The sequence below is a fragment of the Pandoraea commovens genome, from assembly GCF_902459615.1.
In the GTDB taxonomy this organism is placed as follows: domain Bacteria; phylum Pseudomonadota; class Gammaproteobacteria; order Burkholderiales; family Burkholderiaceae; genus Pandoraea; species Pandoraea commovens.
Genome location: NZ_CABPSA010000001.1, coordinates 1,173,828 through 1,192,108 on the forward strand (window position 1 = coordinate 1,173,828; position 18,281 = coordinate 1,192,108).

General features: G+C 64.1%; 19 protein-coding genes. 2 read left to right on the forward strand and 17 right to left on the reverse strand.

All coding sequences use genetic code 11. From position 1 onward, the window contains the following. Positions 1-17 precede the first annotated feature (17 nt). Together panH and panG are read right to left on the reverse strand one after the other, a co-directional pair. Positions 18-992 carry a pandorabactin biosynthesis dioxygenase PanH gene (gene panH / locus PCO31010_RS05135; RefSeq protein ID WP_150663236.1) on the reverse strand — a complete coding sequence of 325 codons (975 nt, stop codon included), beginning with the start codon at positions 990-992 and terminating at the stop codon, positions 18-20. A 79-nt stretch (positions 993-1,071) separates the two neighbouring features. Next, positions 1,072-2,772 carry a pandorabactin export ABC transporter PanG gene (panG, locus tag PCO31010_RS05140; RefSeq protein ID WP_150663237.1) on the reverse strand — a complete coding sequence of 567 codons (1,701 nt, stop codon included), beginning with the start codon at positions 2,770-2,772 and terminating at the stop codon, positions 1,072-1,074. A 296-nt stretch (positions 2,773-3,068) separates the two neighbouring features. Between panG and panF the strand changes: the two genes are divergently transcribed. Beyond that, positions 3,069-4,445, forward strand: coding sequence for a pandorabactin biosynthesis N-hydroxylase PanF (panF, locus tag PCO31010_RS05145; protein WP_150663238.1), 1,377 nt, complete (start codon positions 3,069-3,071; stop codon positions 4,443-4,445). A gap of 82 nt (positions 4,446-4,527) precedes the next feature. Here the strand turns inward: panF and fhuF are convergent, their stop codons facing one another. The 4 genes from fhuF to PCO31010_RS05165 all read right to left on the reverse strand — a co-directional run bounded on the left by fhuF (position 4,528) and on the right by PCO31010_RS05165 (position 7,256). After that, complete coding sequence (gene fhuF, locus PCO31010_RS05150) at positions 4,528-5,427, reverse strand: siderophore-iron reductase FhuF (protein ID WP_150663239.1); 900 nt, start codon at positions 5,425-5,427, stop codon at positions 4,528-4,530. After that, positions 5,424-6,185, reverse strand: a complete 762-nt coding sequence (panD, locus tag PCO31010_RS05155) for a pandorabactin biosynthesis thioesterase PanD (protein WP_150663240.1) — start codon at positions 6,183-6,185, stop codon at positions 5,424-5,426. The genes fhuF and panD overlap by 4 nt, the downstream gene beginning before the upstream one ends. Further along, positions 6,175-6,402, reverse strand: a complete 228-nt coding sequence (gene panC, locus PCO31010_RS05160) for a pandorabactin biosynthesis protein PanC (RefSeq protein WP_150663241.1) — start codon at positions 6,400-6,402, stop codon at positions 6,175-6,177. Before panC ends, panD begins: the two co-directional genes overlap by 11 nt. Positions 6,403-6,518: 116 nt before the next feature. After that, positions 6,519-7,256, reverse strand: a complete 738-nt coding sequence (locus PCO31010_RS05165) for a 4'-phosphopantetheinyl transferase family protein (protein WP_484549326.1) — start codon at positions 7,254-7,256, stop codon at positions 6,519-6,521. A gap of 355 nt (positions 7,257-7,611) precedes the next feature. On the opposite strand from PCO31010_RS05165, the gene panA reads away from it, so the two are divergent. Beyond that, on the forward strand, positions 7,612-8,184 hold the full coding sequence (gene panA, locus PCO31010_RS05170) for a pandorabactin biosynthesis sigma factor PanA (RefSeq protein WP_150663243.1): 573 nt from the start codon (positions 7,612-7,614) through the stop codon (positions 8,182-8,184). 28 nt (positions 8,185-8,212) lie between these two features. On the opposite strand, the gene PCO31010_RS05175 is transcribed toward panA, so the two are convergent. From PCO31010_RS05175 to PCO31010_RS05225, 11 genes are all read right to left on the reverse strand, one after another. Next, entirely contained in the window at positions 8,213-9,313 is a 1,101-nt protein-coding gene (locus PCO31010_RS05175) for a diguanylate cyclase (RefSeq protein ID WP_150663244.1), read from the reverse strand. A gap of 205 nt (positions 9,314-9,518) precedes the next feature. Beyond that, entirely contained in the window at positions 9,519-10,220 is a 702-nt protein-coding gene (locus PCO31010_RS05180) for an outer membrane protein (RefSeq protein ID WP_150663245.1), read from the reverse strand. A 93-nt stretch (positions 10,221-10,313) separates the two neighbouring features. Beyond that, positions 10,314-10,952 carry a response regulator transcription factor gene (locus PCO31010_RS05185; protein ID WP_150663246.1) on the reverse strand — a complete coding sequence of 213 codons (639 nt, stop codon included), beginning with the start codon at positions 10,950-10,952 and terminating at the stop codon, positions 10,314-10,316. A gap of 8 nt (positions 10,953-10,960) precedes the next feature. Continuing rightward, positions 10,961-11,911 carry a sensor histidine kinase gene (locus PCO31010_RS05190; protein ID WP_150663247.1) on the reverse strand — a complete coding sequence of 317 codons (951 nt, stop codon included), beginning with the start codon at positions 11,909-11,911 and terminating at the stop codon, positions 10,961-10,963. 250 nt (positions 11,912-12,161) lie between these two features. Next, entirely contained in the window at positions 12,162-12,518 is a 357-nt protein-coding gene (locus tag PCO31010_RS05195; protein WP_141571936.1) for a RidA family protein, read from the reverse strand. 69 nt (positions 12,519-12,587) lie between these two features. Further along, positions 12,588-14,021, reverse strand: coding sequence for an FAD/NAD(P)-dependent oxidoreductase (locus PCO31010_RS05200; protein ID WP_150663248.1), 1,434 nt, complete (start codon positions 14,019-14,021; stop codon positions 12,588-12,590). Further along, complete coding sequence (locus PCO31010_RS05205) at positions 14,018-14,326, reverse strand: (2Fe-2S)-binding protein (protein WP_052252662.1); 309 nt, start codon at positions 14,324-14,326, stop codon at positions 14,018-14,020. The genes PCO31010_RS05200 and PCO31010_RS05205 overlap by 4 nt, the downstream gene beginning before the upstream one ends. After that, entirely contained in the window at positions 14,304-15,407 is a 1,104-nt protein-coding gene (locus PCO31010_RS05210; RefSeq protein WP_150663249.1) for an NAD(P)/FAD-dependent oxidoreductase, read from the reverse strand. Before PCO31010_RS05210 ends, PCO31010_RS05205 begins: the two co-directional genes overlap by 23 nt. Before the next feature lie 3 nt (positions 15,408-15,410). Continuing rightward, positions 15,411-16,226, reverse strand: coding sequence for an ABC transporter permease (locus PCO31010_RS05215; RefSeq protein ID WP_039397483.1), 816 nt, complete (start codon positions 16,224-16,226; stop codon positions 15,411-15,413). Between the two features lie 14 nt (positions 16,227-16,240). Next, entirely contained in the window at positions 16,241-17,179 is a 939-nt protein-coding gene (locus tag PCO31010_RS05220) for an ABC transporter permease (RefSeq protein ID WP_150663250.1), read from the reverse strand. Beyond that, positions 17,176-18,261: an ABC transporter ATP-binding protein gene (locus PCO31010_RS05225; RefSeq protein WP_150663251.1), complete on the reverse strand. Its 1,086-nt coding sequence runs from the start codon at positions 18,259-18,261 to the stop codon at positions 17,176-17,178. Before PCO31010_RS05225 ends, PCO31010_RS05220 begins: the two co-directional genes overlap by 4 nt. Positions 18,262-18,281: the final 20 nt, after the last annotated feature.

Below are 18,281 nucleotides of genomic sequence, written 5' to 3' on the forward strand. Positions count from 1 at the left end.
AATACCGGGAAAAACCGTCAGCGGTCGGCCCCGTGCGCCTGCGCCATCGCCACGACGACTTGGCGCGGCCCCTTGAACGGCGAGCGCGCGTGCGCCGCGAGCATGTTGTCGAGCATCAGCACATCGCCGTTCTGCCACGGGAAACTGATCTTCTCCGCTTCCAGCACGTGACGAATGGTGGCGAGCGCGTCTTCCTCGATGGGACTGCCGTCGCCGTAGTACACGTTGCGCGGCAGATCCTCTTCGCCGACGACGTCGAGCAACGTCTCGCGCACGTCGGGTTCGAGATTGGAGATGTGGAACAGGTGCGCCTGATTGAACCAGACCCAGTCGCCCGTCACGGGGTGTTGCGCGACGGCCTGACACAGTTGGCGCGTACGCAACTCGCCATCGTCTTTCCATTCGCAGGCAATGCGGTGCGCGCGGCAGTACGCTTCAACTTCGGCGCGGTCTTCGGTGTTGAAGACCTGCGTCCACGGCACGTCGAAGCCGTTGCCGAAGTTGCGCACGTACATCAGCCCCTTGCTCGCGAAGCGCTCGCGCAGGTCTTGCGGCACACGGGCATAAATGCGGCGGCTGTCGGCAATCGGCGTCTCGCCGCCTTCCTGCGCCGTGAGCACGCTGTAGAACCAGATCTTCATCGGCCAGTCGCGCGTGTACGACTGTTCGTTATGCAACGGAATGTGCTGGTGCGGCGGATATTCGGTCGACGTGTAGACGCCTTGCGCGACTTTGCTGCGCGGCGTCGAACCGAACTCATAGGTCAGCAGCGAATGACCGAAAGACGCGGCGAACTCGCGGAACGCCGCATCGCCATCGACCTTGAACCCCCGGAACAGAACGCCGCCGTGGGTCGGGAGATATTCGTCCACCAGCGCGTGAAGGGCACTGGCGGCGGCCTCGATCGGCACACCGGCATCGCGCGGTTCGACCACCATCGGGAGGTCGCCATTGGTGCGCAGGGCGCGCACATCGAGCATCGTATCGAGCATGGTTGGATCCTCAACGAAACCGCGGCGCCACACGCGCCGCAATTTCATTGACGATCCTCGTGACCGCAATTTAAGGGGTTTACGCGGACGATTGCGGTTTTTCTACATTCGCCGCCGTCGTCGCCGGATTTGCAGACGTCGATGCGACAGATGTCGGCTCGCCGTCCGCGATCAACTGACCGTTTTCCATCTTCACCAGCCGGTCGGCCAGCGAGAAGTAGCGGTCGTCGTGCGAGATCACCAGCACAGTTTTCCCCTGCGCCTTCAGCTCGGGCAGGATTTCCCGGTAGAACACTTCCTTGAACACAGGGTCCTGATCGGCCGCCCATTCGTCGAACACGAGGAACGGCCGATCCTCCACGCACGCCGCCACGAGCGCCAGACGCTTGCGTTGCCCCTGCGAGAGATCGCGCGTCGAGAACGCACCATTCGTCACGCTGACCTTGTGTTGCAGGTGCAGACGCGCGAGCCAGCGCGCAGCAAACGCATCGATCCGAGCGGGATCGGTTTGCGCGTCGTCCGCGCCCAACAGCGTTTCGAACAGGTGGAAATCGAAGAAGATCGCCGAGAACAACTGACGGTAGCGATCACGATTCTTGACGTCGACCGACTGCCCGTTCCACACGATTTCACCGCTCTCGGGCACATACAGCCCGGTGAGCAGCTTCGCGAGCGACGTCTTACCGCTGCCGTTCCCCCCGATCAGGAAGGTGATCTCACCCGGCCGGAACGTCAGATCGATCGGCCCCATGCGGAAGATTTCGTCCTGCTGTTCGTGGTAATAGCTATGCGTGATGCCATGCAGCCGCACCAGCGGTGCGCCGGTCGTCGACGTCTCCGACGACGTGACGTCCTCGGTGCGCATCGACTCCGTCACCTTTTGGATGCGCTCGCTCGCGACACGCGCCATCGTCAGCAACGGAATGTTGTTGAGCATGGCTTCGAGCGGCGTGACCATGTAAAGGAAGACGATGGCGTAGCCCGTCGCCACATGCGCATTGCTCGACGTCGCACCGACCATCACGAACAGCACCAGCCCGATGAGCGCGAAGAACAGGAAGCGCACCCAACTGACCGAGAAGATGAAGAGCGTCAGGCCGCGCGAGCGATTCTCTCGCACCGCCTCGATGGCGGAGCCGAGCACGCGGGCGAGAAAGGCGTCGGCACGACGGCGGTTGAGTTTCAGTTCCTTGGCACCGGATGCCAGCGTCTGGAAGTGCCCGAACAGCTCGTCCTGACGCTGCCCCGCCGTGCGCAGATACCGAATCACTTTGGTATGGCTGATGTGATAACCCAGCGCGCCCAGACCGATCGCTACGCAGGCCATCAGGAAGATCGGCCATGACAGGATCGCGAGGTACAGGAAGCAGCCCATCACAATCGCGCCGTTCATGACAAGCGTCGGCAGGCCGATGAAGAAATTGGCGACGTGGTTGGCGTCGTCGGCCAGCACCGACTGCACGCGCGCGCCGCCCGTCGACTCGACCATGCGCAGCGGCGCGTTGACGATGATGCGCGACACGTGTCGACGAAGTTCGGCCAGCGTACGCTGCCCCAGCCGTGTGAAGAGCGCACCGGCGCACATCTGCGCGAGCATGGACAGCACGGCCAGCGCGGCGAAGCGCCACGCCAGTGCGCCCAGCTCCGCCGCTGGCGCACCGAGCGCGCGATTGATCGATGCGATCAGCATGACGTTCGCCACGCCGCAGGCGAGCGAGGCAACTACAGCGGCCGCAAGCAGCCAGCGTGAGGCACGCAACAGGAACAGAAACAGGAACACGACGCTCTCCGCGGGTGATCCGTCGTCGCGCGCACGACGGCGCCAGACCACGGATCTCGATGAAGGAACAGAGGGGGAAACCGGAAACTGGCGGGCCCGACAGCCGCACCCACTTATGGCTCCTTCGCTCTAAGACGATTCAGGACACCGAAAATTTTCCCGTCGCATTTGCTTGAATTTCTCCGGGGTAAATTTAAAGAAATGCTCATCGTCTTCTGGGAAACGGATGCTTTGTATGGCATTCCCCCCGATCCCGGGTCCGGGTGAATTCACCGGATGACCTTGCCGAGGCCCTCATGCACGCAAGTACCGAACCGTCCACGACGACCAACACTTCCCCTCATTCTGTGACACACGACCTGATCGGCGTTGGCTTCGGCCCGTCCAATCTCGCTCTGGCCATCGCCCTCGAAGAGCACTGCGGGCAGCGCCTCGGCCCTGCCCGCTTCCTGTTTCTGGAAAAGCAGCCCGAGTTCACCTGGCACGGCAACATGCTGCTCTCGAACAGCCGCATGCAGATCGCCTATCTCAAGGATCTCGCGACGCTTCGCAATCCGCGCAGCCGCTTCACTTTCATCAACTATCTGCATGAGAAGGCGCGGCTGTCCGCGTTCATCAACCTGCAAAGCCACCATCCGACCCGGCGCGAGTACAACGACTATCTGCGCTGGGCGGCGTCGCACTTTCACGGGCAATGCGCGTATGGCGAAACGGTGACAGGCATCGAGCCGGTGCTCGAGCGCGACGAAGTCGTGGCGTTGCAGGTTCATTCGCGCGACGGGCAAGGCGAGACGCAGTCGCGCCGCACACGCAACGTGATTCTCGGCGCAGGCGGCACGCCCCATGTGCCGCCGGTGTTCACCCCATTACATCGCACGTCCCACGCGCGCTTGTTCCATTCGTCGCAATATCTGGCCCGCGTGGCGTCGCTCAGCGAGACCGCACCGCGTCGGGTCGCCGTCGTCGGCGGCGGACAAAGTGCGGCGGAAATCTTCCTCGACCTTGCGGAGCAATGGCCGCAGGCACAGGTCGACCTCATCATGCGCGGCCGCGCCCTCAAACCCGCAGACAGCAGCCCGTTCGTCAACGAAATCTTCGATCCGCAATTCACCGACTTCATCTATGCGCAGCCGGTGGAACAACGCGAACGTATTCTCGATGAGTTTCGCAATACGAACTATGCCGTGGTCGACGAGGATCTGATCGCACGCATCTACGACGTGCTGTATCAGCAGCGCGTGGGCGGACACGGGCACCACGCCTTGCTGTCGTGCCATGAGATCCAGGAGGCGAGCGCCGACGGGGACCGCATCACGTTGCACATGCACGAGCGGCTTGCCGGACGGCCGGTGACGCAGCATTACGATGTCGTGGTGCTGGCGACCGGGTACGAGCGCCGCACGCACGAAGCCCTATTGTCGGACCTGGCGCCGTGGCTCGACGGCCTCGAAGGCGAGCGCGACTATCGTCTGCGCACCCGCGAGAGCTTCCAGCCCGGCATCTATCTGCAAGGCTATTGCGAGCCGACGCACGGACTGTCCGACACGCTACTCTCGATTCTGGCTACGCGCTCGTCCGAAATCGCAACGTCGCTGCTGTCGCGCGCGCCCTTGCAGACCGATGCACCGGCCCAGACAACCCAAGCATCGCGCGTCGCCGCACTGGTGGGATGAACGGGCACCATCGACGCAAAAGCGGCACCACTGCCTATAGGGCTGCGGTGCCGCTTTTCATTGTTGCGTAGGATGCGAGCGGCTACTGAGGTGCGCCACAGGCCTGCATCGCCAGTTGCCGCTGGAGTTGCACGGGCGTCATGGTCAGGATCAGCGGACACGATCCGCATAGCAACGCTTCGTCACATCGCGTGCCTTTCCCCGCCAACTGATAGCGCAGGCAACACACACGGCGCGCGCGCATCGGCGTGGGCATGGCGGTTGACGGCGGCGTGACGTAACGAACCGTGCGATAGAGCGGATTGTCGGACGTCTGACCGAAACCGGCGTCGCCATCGAACAGCCACGCGTAGTCGCTGGCGGCACGCACGCTCAGCGACGGCACCTTGCGCATCTCACCGACGATGAACTCCAGCAGATTGCCTGCGTTGCTCCAGAGTACACGGGTCGAAACGCCCGCCGCCCGCTGCATGGCCGCCATTGCGGCAGGCAGATGCCCCTGAAGCAGTGACGCAAAACGCGCTGACGCCGGATCGGCCTCAGCATCGCCCTCGCCTTCGCGCGGCGGCGTCCAGCTGGATTCGGGAAAGCGAACTTGCACGGGCAGTCCGCCGCGCAGCACGATGCCACAGGCATCCGAGTCGAGCGTCAGTGTACGGCCATGCACGACGGCGATCGCCAGCGCCGCCGGGGCCACCGCCCGGAAGTAGAACTTGCTCCACTGCGACATGAGCGCACGCGGCTCGACACCAGGCACGAGGCGGCGAACGCCGTCGAACATGGCGGGCATGTGGCGATCGAGATCCGCCAGACCGATGACCGTATCGCCGGGGTGAAGGTCGTCGGGCACGCGTGCGCCGAAGGCCAGCCCGGCACACAGCGGCCCCAACTCGGCCCGCACCGGGGCAGGCAGACTCGCCGCGAGGTCGAACTTGGCAGCGCCCGGAGATGGTTGCGCTAGTGTGTGAGCGCGCTCGCTCATCGCGTTGCCGCCAACGCGCGCGCCGGGTGCGGCGCATGCATCGCCGGGGCGAGGCCGTTGGCGATAACCGCCAGCAGATGGGCGGGATCGTCGCGCACGAAGAAATGGTCGCCGTCGAAGTCGGTGCGCGTATAGCTGCCGGTCGTCTCGCAACGCCAGTCGTCGAGGACATCCGGTGCGAACGCGTCGCGGCGTCCGGCCAACGCATGAATCGGCATGGATAACGGCGCACGCACCTGCAGCGATGGACGCCGGTAATGTCCGCACAGTTGGAAATCCGCCTTGATGACCGGCAGCACCATCGCCATCAGCTCAGGCTCGGCGAGCAGGGCTTCCGGCGTGCCGCCGAGCGCGCGCATCTCGGCCAGCACCTCGGCGTCGTCGCGCAACGCGGCATAGCGACTGTCGTCGCGCGTGGCGGGCGGGCGGCTCGCGGCCACGAACAGCGCCGCAGGCGAACACCCTCGCGCATGCAGGCGATGCGCAATCTCGAACGCCAGCAAACCGCCAAGGCTGTGACCGAACAACGCGAAACGTGTGCCGGGCCTCACATGCTGCGCCAGGCACTCCTCGGTCAGTTGGTCCGCCAGCAGGTGCGGGTCATGTTGCAATGGTTCATGATGACGCGTACCGCGCCCCGGCAGTTCGAGCGGGCGCACCGCCAGCCATGACGGCGCGGCCTGCGCCCAGCGCGCATACACCGTAGCACTCCCCCCTGCGCAGGGCAGGCAGAGCAGACGACAGGCCTCAAACGCCATTGCGTCCGTCACCCTGCGCGGCCAGATGCTCGCGCAGGCTGCGCGGGCGCATGTCCGTCCAGACCGACTCGATGTGGGCAAGGCACGCTGCCTTGTTACCGGTCACCCCGACTTCGCGCCAGCCAGCAGGCACGGGCCGGTAGTCCGGCCAGATGGCGTATTGCTCTTCGTCGTTGATGACCACACGGAACACGCCATTCTCGTCGTCGAAACTCATCGATCACTCCTTAAGCGTCCAGCCTGCCGGGGGCGAAGGCTGCAAGGGCACGGTGTGCGCCCTCCTCTGGCTGAAAGACGGTCAAGCACCGGCGCAATTTACCCAATTTACCCAAATTACCCCTTAGGCAGCCAAGCCAATGCCGCCGAATAGCCCGGCGGCGCGGGCAACAGACGCAGTTCCAGCCCGCGCAACGCCTCGGCCAGCGCCGGGTCGTCCGTCCGCCAGGGAATCGCGCAACCGGCGGTGGCCGACGGGATCGCCGCATCGAATTTGCCCTCGACCGCCGTCACCGCGCGCGCAACGGCGTCCACATCCACGCTCAGCGCCGTGAGGCTGTCCTGCAACCCGGTGCCGAGCGCCTTGAAGATCGCCTCTTTGAGGCTCCAGACCCAATGAAATATCTCGTCTACGCGCGATCCGTGCCCCGACAGCGTGAAACTCAGCATCAGCAAGGCACGCTGCTCTTCCGCATGAAGGCAGACGTCCCACGACGAACGCGGTTTGGCGAGCGCGTTCAGTCGTTCGATATCCACACCGACGCGCACATCAGGCGAATAGGCCAGCACCCCCCAATGCCCGGCATGGCTGACGTTGAAGTCCGGCGGCCCGCCCCCGGCCAGACGCGGACGGCCCTGCGCGTCGACCTCGAACGCCACCCGATCCGGCGGCAACCCCAACTCGCGGCCCAGCACATCGCGCAACGTAGCCCGGACCACCGCGAAGCGCGCCCGATCCTCCTCCTTATGCAGCGCACCGAGCCGGAAATGCTCGTCCGCAGACAGCCGCGACGCCAGGCGCGCCGGTGCGCTCGAAGCATCGGTAATCCTGATGAATTGCAAAGCTAAGCTCATTGGCATAACGAAATGACACGCTCCCCAATCGGTCGACATCTTGCATATCAAAATATCAATTGCAAACCATTCTCATTTTCACTATCGTTTACGTCAAATTTACCGCATCCCCTGCAGAAAGTGGTAGCCCCACTGCCTGTCAGCGCGATGCAACAGAAGTTCTGCAGTCCTGTCTTTTCTCCCTGCACCGTTGTGTCGGAACGCGCCCGTGCGCCGTTCCCGGCGGCGTTCGTCCGTCGTTTTGTCATCCAGCTGCGTTCGTACTCCTCAAGGGGTGCCGCAGTGTGGTTCCAAAGCGACAGTGCGTCGCTTCGTCACACAGCTGTGCGTTCGATGCCGATCTGGAGGCAAAAGCATGAGCGAGCAGTTGAGTTACGCCGGGTGTCCCGGCTGGACGCCAATGGGCACAGATACGGAGGACAGTCTCGTCGGCCAGATTTTCGTGACGCACCGACGGGCGCTGGTGGGATTGGCGATGCGCATCCTCGGATGTCCCTGCCGTGCCGAAGACGTCGTGCAGGACGCGTACATCAAGCTATGCGATGCGCGCAGCGCCTGCCCCGTGCGGCATCCCGCCAGCTACGTGATGCAAGTCGTGCGCAATCTGGCGCTGGACGGATACCGCCGTCAGCAAATCGAGAATCGCGTGTTTACGGTGGAAGACGAAGCCATCGACATGCCCGATCGTGCCGCCTCGCCTGAGGCGCAGGTCACAGCGCGCCAGATGATCGGCGGCATGCTCGACCGGCTCAAGACGCTGCCCGAGCGCACCCGCACGGTGTTCGAGATGTATTACTTCCAGGATTGTACGCAACGCGAGATCGCCCAGTCGCTGGGGGTCTCCACGACGCTCGTGAACTTCATGATGCAGGATGCCCGTCAGGCCCTCACACCGTGGATCAGCGGCACGACCGAGGAACCCGCCTGAGTGGCGACGTCACTATGTCGCTAAACCGCTAGCGCAGCACGACCCCGTCGAAGCCGACGTCGATATCGGCAATCACGATCCGGTCCTTCCCTGAGCGCTTGGCGGTGTACAACGCGTGGTCGGCCATCGCCAGCCACGCGGTCGGCGACACCAGATTCACGGTGTAGTTCGCCACGCCTGCACTCAATGTCACGGCGCGCACCGAGTCCAGCCCCTCGGTCGCACTTGAAAACACCGCACACACTTTTTCCAGCTTCCGGCGTGCCTTCTCGGCGGATTGCCCGTCGAACAACACGCAGAACTCGTCGCCGCCGTATCGGCCGCTGATGTCGTGACTGCCCAGTTCGGTGGACAGCACGTCGGAAAGAATCCGGATCAGCGAATCGCCCTGAAGATGACCGTGCAGGTCGTTGATTTCCTTGAACCCGTCGATATCGATAAGCGCGATGCTCGCAGTCCCCGTGCGCCCCAGCCGCTTCTCGGCGAAGCAACTCGTGAGTGCGCGCATCCATGAGCGTCGGTTGAGCAGCGATGTCAGGTCGTCCTGATCGCTGATCCGACGCAGCGTCCGCTCGCTCCTTGAGAGCCGCTTCGCCAGACGATAGCTCGTGAGTCCGACCAATGTGGGATAGATCAGCAACAACGGCAGGCTCGCGACCAGTTCCGAGAAAGGGATGTCCGTTCGGATCGTGAAGCCCAGCACCGTCCCCGTCAGAACGCCGCCGACCAGCATGGCCAGAATGCCGTCGCGTAGCAGCCGGTATCCGCCTGCGGACGCGTTGTGCATCAACAGCACCGACACCAGCACGGCCGACGGCACGCCACTGAAGTGCATCGCCACGACCCAGCCACCGCCGAAGGCCGAGTCACACAACAAATTTCGACGCTCGGCCACCACCGGATCGGCCGACGACATGGCGATGGCGTGGGCAAACGCTGGCCAGAGAAACGCATTGAGCGCCCAAATCCCGTAACCGAAATGCGACGCCCCCGCATGCCGGATGGCCGTGAACACGGCGATGGCGCTCAGCACGCATCCCAGACTGCGCAGCCCCAGCACGCGACGAGAGAAGTCCCGCCCCTTCTGGGCCTGCGATCGCGTGATCGGGTCGGTGGATGGGTCCGTCATGTCGCCAACGTCCAGGGCGGGTGGAGATGGAATTGCGATGAGCAAATACGAAAGGGGGCTTTGACCTACTGTAGGCAACCTGCCGACTCGCGCATTATGCCTGCCCTGCCGCGCTTGCAGGCACGAGCGGGGATCAACCTACAGACGCAGTAAATTCACCAATGCGTTGATCCCCGCTTGATCATCGTGTCCGACGGACCCACGCTTAGAAGCGGCCGCGCACTCCGATGAACACTTCGCTCGAGGCCAGTCGGGCTTTCAACTGTTCGTCACGTGCGCCGATACGGTTCTCGAACGTGTTGAAGCCGCTCTCGACATTGCCCATATCGACGTAGCGATAGCCGATGTCGACCGTGAAACGCTTGTCGATGGCGTAGCTCACGCCGACACCGCCCGAGTAAGCCAGATTGGTCTGCGTACGCGAAGCGAAGCCGCGCGACGCGTTGCCTTGCCAGCCGTCTGCCGAGACGATCGCAACACCGAGGCCGAGCGTGCCGTATACGGAGAACCCATGCCCGAGATCGAAATCGCGATATCCGTTGAGCATCAGACGTTGCGATGCAACCTTGAAGCGATTTGCATTTGCGTTGAACGGCGCCCAGTAGCTATCGAACTCGTTGCCACGTCGAAACACGTATTCACCTTCCGCGCGCCAGCCGTTGCCGAACTGATAGCCCAGTGCCACCGACCCTGTGATGTGAGCCTCGGACTTCGGACCACGGATCATGCCGCTCACACGCGGGCTCGTCAGTTCCATGTTGTTGACGTTGTCGAAGGCGCCGATGAGGCGGGCGGCACCATAGTAGCCTGCGTCGCTGGCCGATGCTGCGGGTGCGGTGTCCGCGATTGCGACACCGGCGAACGTCAGCGCCATCAACGAAGGAATAGCGAAGTGATAGGTCTTCATGGACTTCCTCATACGTAGCGATGTGAACCGCTATCGTAGAAAGTCAGCCACGCCCGAGGTATCCGTCTGGCTACTGAACGACTCTCCGTAGCGCTACGGAGACGACTCACCGAGCAGCGGCGAAAAGTCCCGCACCAGCGCGACGAGCGAATTCACATCGAGCTTGCCCAACAACGTCGCGCGATGCGTCTCGACAGTGCGCGGCGAAATCCCCAGCACGCGCGCAATCTCCTTGCTGCTGGCCCCCCTGACGACCCAGTCGAGCACCTCACGCTCGCGCCCGCTCAGCGACGCCAACCCCTCCATGCGCTGTTGCCGCGCCTTCTCGACGTCGCGCAACACCACGTGCGAGCGCAGCGCATGCTGAACGGCGGCGATCAGCTTGTCCTCGTCGACCGGCTTTTGCAGGAAGTCGACCGCGCCCCGTTTGAAGGCCTGACGGCACATGTCGACGCTGCCGTGACCGGTGAGCACGATAACGGGTAGATCGGCCTGATCTCGCAAGCGCTCCAGCGCGTCGAGTCCGTTCATGTCCGGCATACGCATGTCCAGCAGCACGCAGCCGATGTCCGGGCAGACAGCGATGGCGTCGAACAAGGTCGCAGCATCGCCGAACTGGCGGCTTGGAACGCGTACCGTACGCAGCAGCAAAGCAATGCCATCGCGCACGGCGATGTCGTCATCGACGATGGCTACGACCGGGGTCACGAGGCAGCCGCCTACGATTCCCATGCGTCACCCTAAGCCAGCGGCAACCATAGCGCCGCTTCGGCACCGCCCGAGGGCAGATTGGCAAGCGTGAGCTTGCCGTTCTGACGATGCGTGAGCGTCTGGCACAGTGGCAGGCCGAGACCTAGCCCTTGCAGTCGCGTGGTGAAGAAGGGATCGAAGACTTTCGACATGATGACGCCATCGATGCCCGGGCCATTGTCCACGACACGAAATCGATAGCGACGCCCATGCCGTTCACCGAACACCTGAATATGCGGACAGGCAAAACCGGTGACCGAGTCGCACGCGTTCTGAATCAGGTTATGAAGAATCTGCTCAATGGCGGCCTGATCGGCCATCGGTCGAGCGCCTGGCGCCTCGTCGTGCCAGTCGAGCCGAACCGGAGCACGATCCGGTTCGCCCCGAAACAGCGCGAATAGCCCCAGTACGGTCGCACCGGGATCGAACGCCTGCGGCGCGTCTGCGCCATGCGATCCAACGGTTGCGCGCAGCCGCTCGATGATCCGCGCGGCGCGCTTGGCCTGCGCGGCGCTGGTTTGCAGCGCCACGCGCACGTTGTTGCGCTCGTCCGGCACGTCGAGCAGTCGCTCGGCGAAGCGCACGTTCGACACGATCGCCATCAAAGGCTGGTTGAGTTCGTGCGCAAGACCGGCCGCCATCTCGCCGAACGTATCGAGGTCGGTGAACCGGTCCAGTCGCGCGCGCGTTAGTTCGCGCTCGTGTGCGTGACGAAGGCGTCGCGCGCCGAACATCGCCAGAACGGCGAGCACGACGATCGCGCTCCAAAGACCGATCGGCAGCCACGGTAAGTCTGACAACGCCATTAGCAACGCATGATGCGAATCGGCCATCGCCGACGGATGCGCCTCGATGTAGGCACGCACGACGATAAGGGCCGTGCCGACGACGCTCAGCGCCAACCACACCATCAATACGATCAGACTAAGGGGACGACTCATGCAGGGATTGCTGCGGCATCACCGGCTTCGACCGACAACGCCCGACAGACGCGAATCAAGGGTGCGAGGAGTCTCCTGCACTGTGCGCCTGCCCGTAAATCATATTTCTCCCAAAGTTGACCTCATCACCCATCAAAAAATGTACGCAGATTCCGGCCTCCGCAAACGGCAGGATGGGCTTGGACGGTGGCGGCACGGACCGTCGTCGTCCGTGAGTCCGCCGCCCGCCCCATGAAGCATGGGATCCGGATTACTTCGCTGCCGCAATCACGGCGATCTCGACGAGCAGGTCCGGCGCGGCCAGACGCGACTCCACCGTCGCGCGCGTCGGCGTGTTGCCCGGGCTCGTCCAGGCGTCCCACACGGCGTTCATACCGGCGAAATCCGACTCGATGTCCTTGAGCCACACCTGTGCCGACAGCAGACGCGATTTGTCGATACCAGCGTCCTTCAGATAGCCATCGATCTTGGCCAGCACCTGCTGCGTCTGGCCGGTGATGTCCTGGCTGCGGTCGTCGGCCGTCTGGCCGCCGATGTAGACCGTGCCGTTATGCACCACGACACGGCTCATCCGTGCATTCGTGTGATGGCGTTGAATGTCGCTCATTACTGCGTCTCCAAAAAGGAATAAAAAGGGGAATAAAAAGTAGCAGGCGAGAGGCGCGAGCCGTCTCGCCTACTTGGGGAAACCTGCTCGTTCGCTCAGGAATTCGGGGGTGTCGACGGCCGAGGCGAGTTCGCCCAGCGTCACCGGCTTGATCGGCGGACGGATGCGGTAGTAGCCCACTTCCGGCACCGCGCACCCTTGCGCTTGCGCCAGCAACTCGGCGACGGTCATACCGCAGAAGCGGCCCTGACACGGCCCCATGCCGCAGCGCGAGAAACTCTTGGTCTGGTTCGGGCCGACGCAACCCAGTCCCGCCATACGACGCACGTCGCCCGCCGTCACCTCCTCGCAACGGCACACGATAGTGCTGTCATCGGCAGGTGCGCGGAAGCCGTCCGCCGGTCGGTAAAGCGCGTCGAGGAACGGACGAATCGACGTGTGGGCCGCCAGCTCGCGGCGCAACGACAGCGCACGCGAATCCCGCTTTGCCGTGTCGAGTTTGCCGAGCGTCGCGGCGGCCTGCGTGGCCGCGAGGCGCCCGGACGGCTCGGCTGCCAAGGCGCCGCCAATACCCGCACCGTCCCCTGCGACGAAAATGCCCGGCACGCTCGTCTCGCCCCATGCGTCGGTCTTCGGCCGCCAGCACAGTTGCGCTTCGTCCCAAACATGCTCGCAACCGATCGAGCGCGTGGCCTGCGTGTTCGGAATCACGCCCTGATGCAGCAGCACGAGCGCCGTATCGATGCGCTGCGTCTTGCCCTCCACGACGTATTCGATGGCCTCGGCCTGCGTCGCGCCGACGACGCGCAGCGACGTCACATGCTTCACGTGTTGCACGCCTGCCGCGCGAATCGCTCGCAGTAGCTTGAGACCCTTCATCAGATAGGACGGTGCACGCAACGCCCCGCCCACATGACGCAGCGCCTCACGGCGTCCATCCGGCTCGGCGGTGTCGAGAATTGCCCGCACCGGCACACCGGCGTTGATCAGTTGCCACGCGAACAGATACAGCAGCGGCCCACATCCGGCCAGCACCGCCGGTGTGTCCGGCACGAGCGCCGACGCTTTGAGCAGCGTCTGCGCCGCCCCCACGCCCATCACGCCCGGCAACGTCCAGCCCGGAATCGGGAACGGACGCTCCTGCGCACCGCTTGCCAGCACGATGGCCCCGGCCTCGATCTGCAACGTTCCGCCACCCGCGCTTTGCCGTGTGACGGAGACACGCTTGTCGGTACCGATCTGCCACGCCAGCGTTTGCGGCCAATAGGCAATATCTGCTTCCGTGAAGGCATCGACGAGTGCACGCCCGCGCAGATAGTCCGGCCCGAGTACGCCCGGATCGGCCAGCGGCGAGCGGCTCACGCTTCGGTAAATCTGCCCGCCGGGCAGCGTGTTTTCATCGACGACGAGCGGCGTCAGGCCATGACGCTTCGCTTCAAGCGCCGCCGCGAGTCCCGCAGGACCGGCGCCGACGACCAACAAATCCACACGCATCGAACTCATGCCACACTCCTTGCGCCGTCCATGCGACGCACTTGCATTCCCTCGCGCACGGGCGTCATGCAGCCCTGCCGGTTCGGAACACCGTCGATCTCCACGAGACAATCGAAGCACACACCCATCATGCAGAACGGTGCGCGCTCGCTGCCCGTCACAGGCGTGGTGCGGCACGCCGTCACGCCAGAGAAGAGCAAGGCGGCCGCCACGTTCATATCCGTGGGCACATCGACCGGCATGTCGTCGATGAACATCCGCACCGTCGCGCCATCCTTGCGCGCCAGCGACTTAAGCAGCGAAACGTTTGGCATAGAAATGGTCCAGAAGCGCGGGGCGTTCTGCGCCGAGAATCCACGGCGCGATGGTTTCACAATGTGCGGCGGCCAGCGTCACGCCGCTGTGGCAGGTCGCGAGGAACGCGCCCGGACAAGATTCCGAGGCTTCGTAGATCGGCAGGCCGTCGCCCGTCATCACACGCAGCGCACCCCATGCGCGCACGATGCGTACATTCTTGAGAATGGGGAACGGCGCAATCCCGCGTCGGGCGATGTCGGCGAGCACGTCCGGCGTCACACCGTCGTTGAAGCCGACGTCCTCTGCCGAGTCGCCAAGCATGACCGAGCCTTCGACGGTCTGACGCACGTAAATCGTCGGATAGTCGAGGAACGGTTTAACGCGCTCCGTCACGATGATCTGGCCACGCAGCGGCTTGACGGGCGCGCTCAGTCCCACCATCGGCGCGAGTTCGCGATTACCCAGCCCTGCGGCAAGCACCACGCGCCCGGCTTCGAACGACGTGTCACCCATGCTCACCCGAAACGCACCGCTGCCCAGCTGACGGATGTCCGTCACCCGCACGTTCGGCGCGTACTCGCCGCCCGCCTGCTCGAATGCAGCGAACAGCGCGCGCAGCGTGTACAGCGGGCTCACGTGCCCGTCGTTCGGCGAATAGATCGCCCCGTACACGTCGGGGCCGATGGCGGGCAGACGCTCAGTCAGCGCATCGTGATCGAGCACCTCATAGACCAGCGCTGGCTCGGCTTCCTTGAGCTTGCGCATGCTCTCGACCTTGACGGCCAGTTCGTCGGCCGTCTGCGCGATGTTGAAACCGCCGGGGCGCTGAAAACCGACGTCCACGCCGGTACGCGCGAACAGCTCGTCGGCCATCCCCTGCCACGTGTTCGCCGAGTGCAGCGACCAGCGCGCATAGTTGGTGCAGGTGCCTCCCTTGCCCTGTACCCAGACCAACCCGAAGTTGCCGCGTGCGGCTCTCAGCGAGTTGTCTTCGCCATCGCAAACGACGACGCGTTGTCCGCGCTTGGCAAGCCCGTAGGCGATTGCCATGCCGACGAGGCCACCGCCGATGACGGCGATATCGTATGTCTTTTGCATGTTTTAGTGATTTCCAACCAGAACCTTGTTCAATCCGTAGATGCGGTCGAGGATCAGCATGACCGCCAGCGTCACCCCGATGAGCAACGTTGAAATCGCGGCGACGCTCGGATCGACCGTCTCGCTCATATTCATGTAGATGCGCACCGGCAGCGTGATCGTCTCGGGAGACGTGACGAAAATCGTGGCCGTCAGTTCGTCGAAGCTGTTGATGAACGCCAGCACCCAGCCGCCCGCCACGCCCGGCAAAATCGCGGGCAGTGTGATGCGACGGAATGTCGTCCAGCGCCCTGCCCCCAGCGAGCGCGCAGCACGCTCACCTTCGTCTGCCTGCCCCACGAGCGCCGCCATGATCAGGCGCAGCGCATAAGGGAAGATCAGCAGCGCGTGGCAGGCGACCAGACTCTCGAACGAGCCGCCCATGTCAAGCAGCGTGAACAGACGCAGGAAAGCGATACCCAGCACCACCGGCGGGATCATCAGCGGCGAGAGCAAGAACGAGTTGATCGCGTCGCGCCCCGGAAACCGGTAGCGCGCCAGTCCCATGGCGGTGGGCACGGCAAGCGCCGTCGACACCGTCGCCGACATCACGCCCAGCCACAGACTCGTGCGCAACGCCGACTGAAAGTCCTCGTCGCTCATGAGCGATTCGAACCAGCGCAGCGAGAAGTGCTTCGTCGGAATCGAGAGGAAGTTGTCCGGCGTGAACGCCACCAGACACACGACGACCAGCGGCGCAAGGATAAAGACGAGAAACAGCACGTGGAACGCCAGCGCGCCCGCGCCGTTGCGATCGTACTGAGAATCGAGCTGATTCATGTGATGGCCTCCCGTCAGCCGAGACGGCGCGTGAAGCGCTTCTCAAGGGCGCGGTTGTATCCGCTGATGATGAGCACGTTGACGATCAGCAGCACGATGGCAATCGCCGCGCCCAGCGGCCAGTTCAGCGTGCCGAGGAATTCGTCGTACGCCGTGGTCGCCACGACTTTCAGACGGCGTCCGCCGATGAGCGCCGGTGTCGCGAAGGCGCTCGCCGTGAGGGCGAACACGATCAGGCTGCCCGAGAGAATGCCTGGCGTGATCTGCGGCAGCACCACGCGCCACATCACGGTGGCACGACCTGCGCCGAGCGAGCGGGCCGCGTGCGCCACGGCGGGGTCCAGCCGCGTGAGCGACGTCCACACCGACAGCACCAGCAACGGCACGAGGACATGCACCAGCGCCACCGTCACGGCACCCATCGTGAACAGCATCTGCAACGGATGATCGATGAGGCCGAGCTTCGTGAGCACGGCATTGATCAGCCCTTCCCGGCCCAGCAGAATCGACCAGCCGAGCGTGCGCACGACGACCGAGATCAGCAACGGACCGAGCACGAGTACCAGACACAGCGAACGCCACGGATCGCGCATGCGGAACAGAAAGTACGCCTCTGGCACGCCGATCAGCACACACAGCAGTGTCACGCCGACCGACAGCAGCAACGTGCGCAGGAAGATCTCGTAGAAGTAGCTGTCCGTGAGAATGTCGACGTAATGCTGCAACGACACCGTCGGCAGAATGCCGCCCGAGTTCGGATCGAAGCCGTGCAGACTGAGGACAAACGTCAGTACGAGCGGCACCGCCAGCAGTACGAGGAAGTAGAGCGTCGCAGGCGCGACCAGCGCCCATGCCGAGCGACGCTGAGCGGCGACCTCGGGCGATACCGATGCCGTAGGCTTCGCTGTTTCCACGCTCGGCACCCCCGGTGGCGTAGACGTCGCGGCGTTCATGCGCTCTCCTGCACGAGACGCAGCGCATCGTCAGCCCAGTCGAGACCGACGGCGTCGCCGTCATTGGCCGCGACCACACCGTCGTTGGACACGAGTACACGCAACTCACCCAGCGCGGTCGAAACGGTGAGCACCCAATGATTGCCGTGAAAGCTGCGCTGCGCGACACGTCCCGGCACGCGCCCGGCGGTCGCCGACGTGAGCCGGATACGCTCGGGCCGCAGACAGAACGTGACCGCTGAGTTCGCGGCCTGCGGCGACGCCAGCCCCGCCTGCGCAGGCGACACGACCAGTCGCAGTCCCTGCACTTCCAGCAGCGCCACGCCACCGCGCACGTCGAGCTGACCGGTGATGAGATTGGTCTGCCCGATGAAGTTAGCGGCGAACGTCGCGCGCGGGTCTTCGTACACTTCGTGCGGCGTGTCGATGCGAACCACACGTCCCGCGTTGAGCAGCACCACGCGATCGCTGATCGCGAGCGCTTCGGCCTGATCGTGCGTGACCATGATCGTGGTCGTGCCGACCTTACGCTGAATCGCACGCAACTCGTCCTGCATCTGTTCGCGCAGCTTGGCGTCGAGATTCGAGAGCGGTTCGTCGAGCAGCAGCACGGGCGGTGCAATGACCATCGCCCGCGCCAGCGCCACACGCTGACGCTGTCCGCCGGAGAGTTCACGCGGATAGCGTTGCGCATGCGCACCGAGATGCACCAGCTCCAGCGCGTCCTTCACGCGACGTTGCTTCTCGCCAGCGTCTACGCGCCGCATGTCCAGACCGAACGCCACGTTCTGCGCCACCGTCATGTGCGGAAACAGCGCGTAGCTCTGGAAGACGATGCCCAGCCCGCGCTTTTCCGGCGGGACGGGCGTGAGGTCGCGGCCTTCGAGCAGAATCCGGCCGGACGTCGGGGCGACGAAACCCGCAATCATCTGCAACGTGGTCGTCTTGCCGCAGCCCGACGGACCCAGCAGGGAGATGAACTCGCCCTGCGCAATCGAGAGATCGACGCCCTCGACCGCCACCGTGTCGCCAAAGCGCTTGCCGAGATTTTCAACGCGTAAGTAAGGGGTGCTGGTGCTCATGTCGCTTGTGTTCTCCTTGC